The organism is Rickettsia asembonensis (assembly GCF_000828125.2).
GTDB classification, from domain to species: Bacteria; Pseudomonadota; Alphaproteobacteria; order Rickettsiales; family Rickettsiaceae; genus Rickettsia; species Rickettsia asembonensis.
This window is the reverse complement of record NZ_JWSW01000057.1, coordinates 1-4530: the sequence shown is the minus strand read 5'-3', so window position 1 is coordinate 4530 and position 4530 is coordinate 1. Positions and strand designations below refer to the sequence as shown.

Genomic DNA, 4530 nt, shown 5'->3' with positions numbered 1-4530 from the left:
TTATCTCTCAACACTTCCATTATAGTAAAAAATTAATTGATCGAATTAAATATTTGAATACTATAGTAGACTCGCCTATAGATATAACAGAAATTGAAAAAGATCTTTATTATACCCGTAAATATCATGCTTCTCAAATGCGTCAATCAGGGGAGCCTTATTATTCTCACCCTATAGAAGTTGCAATCATGCTTGCAGATTTTACGGCTCTTGAGGCTCCTAAACTTTACAAATCATATATGATAAATGTTACCCTTCTTCATGATACTATATAGGATACAATACTTACATATGCTGATATTAGCAAAATTTTTGATAAGAATATTGCCGATAGCGTAGAACGTTTAACAAGAATTAAGCCGTACGGTAAAATTAGCTCCGGTGAAATGTTAAATTTACTAATACAGGAACAAAGATATGATATCGCACTTATTAAAGTGTTTGATCGCCTACATAATTTATAAACTATAAATGCTAAATCTACGGAAAAGGCTTTAGAAACAGTAAAAGAAACTATAGAAAGCTTCTTACTCATAGCAGCTTATTTAGAAATACGAACCGTAGAACAACAACTATTAAATGTTTGCACTAATTTTATCAAGCAACATTTCCCTTCAGAACAAAAAGAAATATTTCAAAAAGTCGACTTATGAAATTTCTTTTTTAAACTTCAAAATAATACAAAATAAATTAAAGAGTATGCAATACTACTTTAGAAAGAAAGTGTATATTAGCTAAAAACTATTTTTATATTTCCAGTGTGCAGCTTCACCGCTCTCTGCATGATAATGCATCTTATGATCACGTATTTGTATCTCTATTTTATAATTATCCTCAGTTGTAATAATAGTATGTAAAGATTGATAGCCGTTTGGCTTAGGATTAAGAATATAATTTTTAAATTTATCCTTTTCATGCTCATAAAGATCATGAACTACTTTTAAAGCTTTATAACATTTCTCTTCATCTATTACCACTATTCTTATCGCAAAAATATCTGTTAATTCTTCTAACTTTATACCCTTACGATATAATTTATATAAAATTGATATTGGATGTTTGATCCTACCTGTTATTTGAGCAGTAATATCATGTTCAAATAAATTATGATTTAAATGTTTAATAACCCTTTGGAGCAAAACTACCTCCTTAATTTATACTAATTTAGTTAATAGTTATACTTACGAATAACTAAACACCAATTAAAGCAATAAACTTGATTAAGTTCTATTAATATTTCTAATTAATTTGCTATTTTTAGTAAATATTAATAAAACACCCAGCTTTAGTTGGATATTAATAGGAAAAATTAAGCTTGTGGCAAGCTTCGCACTACCCTACGCTATTATTTTTATCTTTTAGAACCTAATTTTTTTAAGTTTTACATATAAAATTTAAATTATCTTATTTTAGTCTTTCTTAACTTTATAATTATAAGACTTTTTTAAAATAAGAATAGTAATTTTTCTAAAACCTTACTAATTTTAGTTAGTATAGTTAACCGACCAAAAGCTAAAAACTTTTATTACTAATTTTTTAAATTAAACGAATATATATTATAGATTAAGCTTGCCTATAGCTTCAACAAGGAATCTATTCTTAATAATTAAGGCAAAACCGCTTTAAACCTTTTGATCTTCTATATGGGACTGTTAACAAAATAACTTTAATTGATAATTAATAAGATTTTTGATAGGATAGCTATCCTTATTTCAAAAAAACCTTATAATTTGCAATTAATAAAGAATTTAATGAGCTTTAAAATTATTCTGTTAACAGTCTCATAGGATAAATACCAAAGGTTAAGCTATTATAATTAATTAAAAAATATTTGCAATCATTTATTGAAATAATTACAAGGAATTCTATATTTTATTTTTTAAGTAAGAGTTTTATTAAAGAATTTATTTTCAAATTAAGCAAAGAATCGCTTTAAAACCGATTTGTTACATAAATCAGTTTTTCAGTATCTAACTGCGACTTGATAATATGTTGTACGGTACGTTGTTAAAATCGTTATTATAACAAGCATTGCTTGCGTGAACCACAAAACGCATTCGGTATCATACCGTGGCTTGTCCATGGTATCCAGTAAAACAACTAAAAATACTAATATTAGTATTTTTAACTAGACCACGTGGTCAAGCCACAGGGTGACAAAACCAATCCATGCAGCAATGTCTCCTCGCAATGATGAATAACAAGCAATGCAAGATGAGTTTATTAGACCTATTGCATAACCTGGAGATATAGACTTAGAAGTCCATACCGCCCATGCCTCCCATACCACCACGCATTGGCGGCATTGAATCTTCTTTATCAGAAGGCTCGTCAACAATTAAAGTTTCCGTGGTAATAATTAACGAAGCAACGGAAGCAGCATCTTGAAGTGCAGTACGCACTACTTTAGCCGGATCGATAATTCCTGCTTTAATCATATCGACATATTGCATGTCTTGAGCGTTAAAGCCATAATTTTTATCCTTATGCTCTAGTAATTTACCAACTACTACGCCACCGTTTTCACCAGCATTTTCAACAATCTGTTTTAGCGGATCCTTTAAAGCTTCTATTACTATTTCAATACCTGCTTGTTGATCCTTATTCTCTACTTTAAGCTTTGTTAAAGTTTGTGAGGCATGAAGTAATGTTACACCACCACCGGCAACAACACCTTCCTCAACTGCCGCTCTTGTAGCAGCAAGTGCATCTTCAACACGATCTTTACGCTCTTTTACTTCAACTTCCGTGGCACCGCCGACCTTTAATACGGCAACACCGCCGGAAAGTTTAGCTAAACGCTCTTGTAGTTTTTCTTTATCATAATCAGAAGTAATTTCAGCTATTTGAGATTTAATTTGTAATACTCTATCTTCAATATTTTTCTTATCACCGTTACCGTCAACAATTACGGTATTTTCTTTAGAAATTGTTACTCTTTTTGCCGTCCCTAGACTTTTAATACTCACATTTTCAAGCTTCATACCTAAATCTTCAGTAATAAGCTCACCTTTAGTTAGGATAGCAATATCTTCCATCATTGCTTTTCTTCTATCACCAAAACCTGGAGCTTTTACTGCCGCAACTTTTAAACCACCACGTAATCTATTGACTACGAGCGTTGCAAGAGCTTCGCCCTCAACATCCTCAGCAATAATTAATAACGGGCGTTGTGATTGTACTACAGCCTCAAGTATAGGTAACATCGGTTGTAAATTTGATAATTTTTTCTCAAATAATAAGATGAAAGGATTTTCAAGCTCAGCAACCATTTTCTCGGAATTCGTTACAAAATACGGTGATAGATAACCCCTATCAAACATCATACCTTTAACTACTTCAACATCGAAGCTAAAATTCTTTGCTTCTTCAACGGTTATCACGCCTTCTTTACCGACTTCTTCCATTGCCTTAGCAATTTTCTCACCGATTTCCTTATCACCGTTTGAAGAGATAGTACCAACCTGTGCGATTTCCTCTTGGCTATTGATTTTTTTACTAGATTTTTTAATTTCTTCTACTACTGCGTTTACCGCTAAATCCATACCACGCTTTAAATCCATAGGATTATAACCGGCAGCTACTAACTTATTACCCTCACGAGCTAATGCTCTAGCAAGTACCGTAGCTGTAGTAGTACCGTCACCGGCTACTTCTGCAGCTTTTGTAGCAGCTGATTTTAATAGCTGAGCTCCTGCATTTCTAATTTTATCTTTTAACTCGATCGATTTTGCAACCGTCACACCGTCTTTAGTAATTTTCGGTGAACCGAATGATTGCTCAATAAGTACATTTCTACCTTTTGGACCTAAAGTAACTTTTACTGCATCTGCAAGTATGTCAATGCCTTCTAGCATTTGCTCACGAGCTTTTGAACCATGTTTAATAAGTTTTGTTGCCATATTTAATTTCTCCTTAAAACAAATAATTAATTAATAATACCAAATACGTCGCTTTCTTTCATAACGATCAGTTTTTCGCCTTTAATTTCAATTTCGGTGCCTGCCCATTTACCGTATAAAACTTTATCGCCTACTTTTAGCTCTAAAGGATGAATTTCACCTTTTTTATTACGAATACCGTTACCTACGGCTACTATTTCACCTTGCATCGGCTTTTCTTTTGCGGTATCAGGAATAATAATTCCACCTTTAGTTTTTTCTTCGTGTTCGATAGGCTTTATTGCAATTCTATCATGTAATGGTTTAAAAGACATTTTAACCTCCAATTATTAAATCTTTAAATGTACATACTATATATATTTTATTTTTGCCAGTTCAAGGGGAAAGAATAAAATTTATTAGATTAAATGATTTTATTTACTACAAATAACGAATTATTACATAGACTATGACAACATCAGAAGCTGTTTGAACAATCGATTTTGTAACCATACCCAACGACGATAAATATCTTCATCAGTTTGCTGATTGGCAATATTACGCGATTTAGCTATTGCTATGGTTAAATCATTATGGGAGTGTTGAGATATGAGTAGTAAGAGGTTATAATGGAAGTGTTGAGAGATAA

The 4530-nt window shown here is 31.8% G+C and carries 4 protein-coding genes and 1 pseudogene; 1 reads left to right on the top strand and 4 read right to left on the bottom strand.

Annotated features, from left to right (window positions below):
* Positions 1–2: 2 nt before the first annotated feature.
* Positions 3–738: pseudogene (locus SB78_RS10245) on the top strand (HD domain-containing protein).
* On the opposite strand, the gene SB78_RS05455 reads toward SB78_RS10245, so the two are convergent.
* The 4 genes from SB78_RS05455 to SB78_RS10395 all read right to left on the bottom strand — a co-directional run.
* The gene (locus tag SB78_RS05455) at positions 735–1139 is read right to left on the bottom strand and encodes a bifunctional (p)ppGpp synthetase/guanosine-3',5'-bis(diphosphate) 3'-pyrophosphohydrolase (protein ID WP_041079182.1); all 405 of its coding nucleotides are present in this window, start codon (positions 1137–1139) and stop codon (positions 735–737) included. The pseudogene SB78_RS10245 and the gene SB78_RS05455 sit on opposite strands and share 4 nt — an antisense overlap.
* A gap of 1116 nt (positions 1140–2255) precedes the next feature.
* The gene (gene groL, locus SB78_RS05450) at positions 2256–3902 is read right to left on the bottom strand and encodes a chaperonin GroEL (protein WP_041079180.1); all 1647 of its coding nucleotides are present in this window, start codon (positions 3900–3902) and stop codon (positions 2256–2258) included.
* A gap of 26 nt (positions 3903–3928) precedes the next feature.
* Positions 3929–4216, bottom strand: a complete 288-nt coding sequence (locus SB78_RS05445; protein ID WP_014412487.1) for a co-chaperone GroES — start codon at positions 4214–4216, stop codon at positions 3929–3931.
* Between the two features lie 132 nt (positions 4217–4348).
* A partial coding sequence (locus tag SB78_RS10395; protein WP_206743494.1) for a hypothetical protein occupies positions 4349–4530 on the bottom strand: 182 nt, incomplete at its 5' end.

Bases quoted from the DNA above. Each gene is read 5' to 3' on its own strand.
- SB78_RS05445 (WP_014412487.1), bottom strand. From the start codon at position 4,216: ATGTCTTTTAAACCATTACATGATAGAATTGCAATAAAGCCTATCGAA.
- groL (WP_041079180.1), bottom strand. From the start codon at position 3,902: ATGGCAACAAAACTTATTAAACATGGTTCAAAAGCTCGTGAGCAAATG.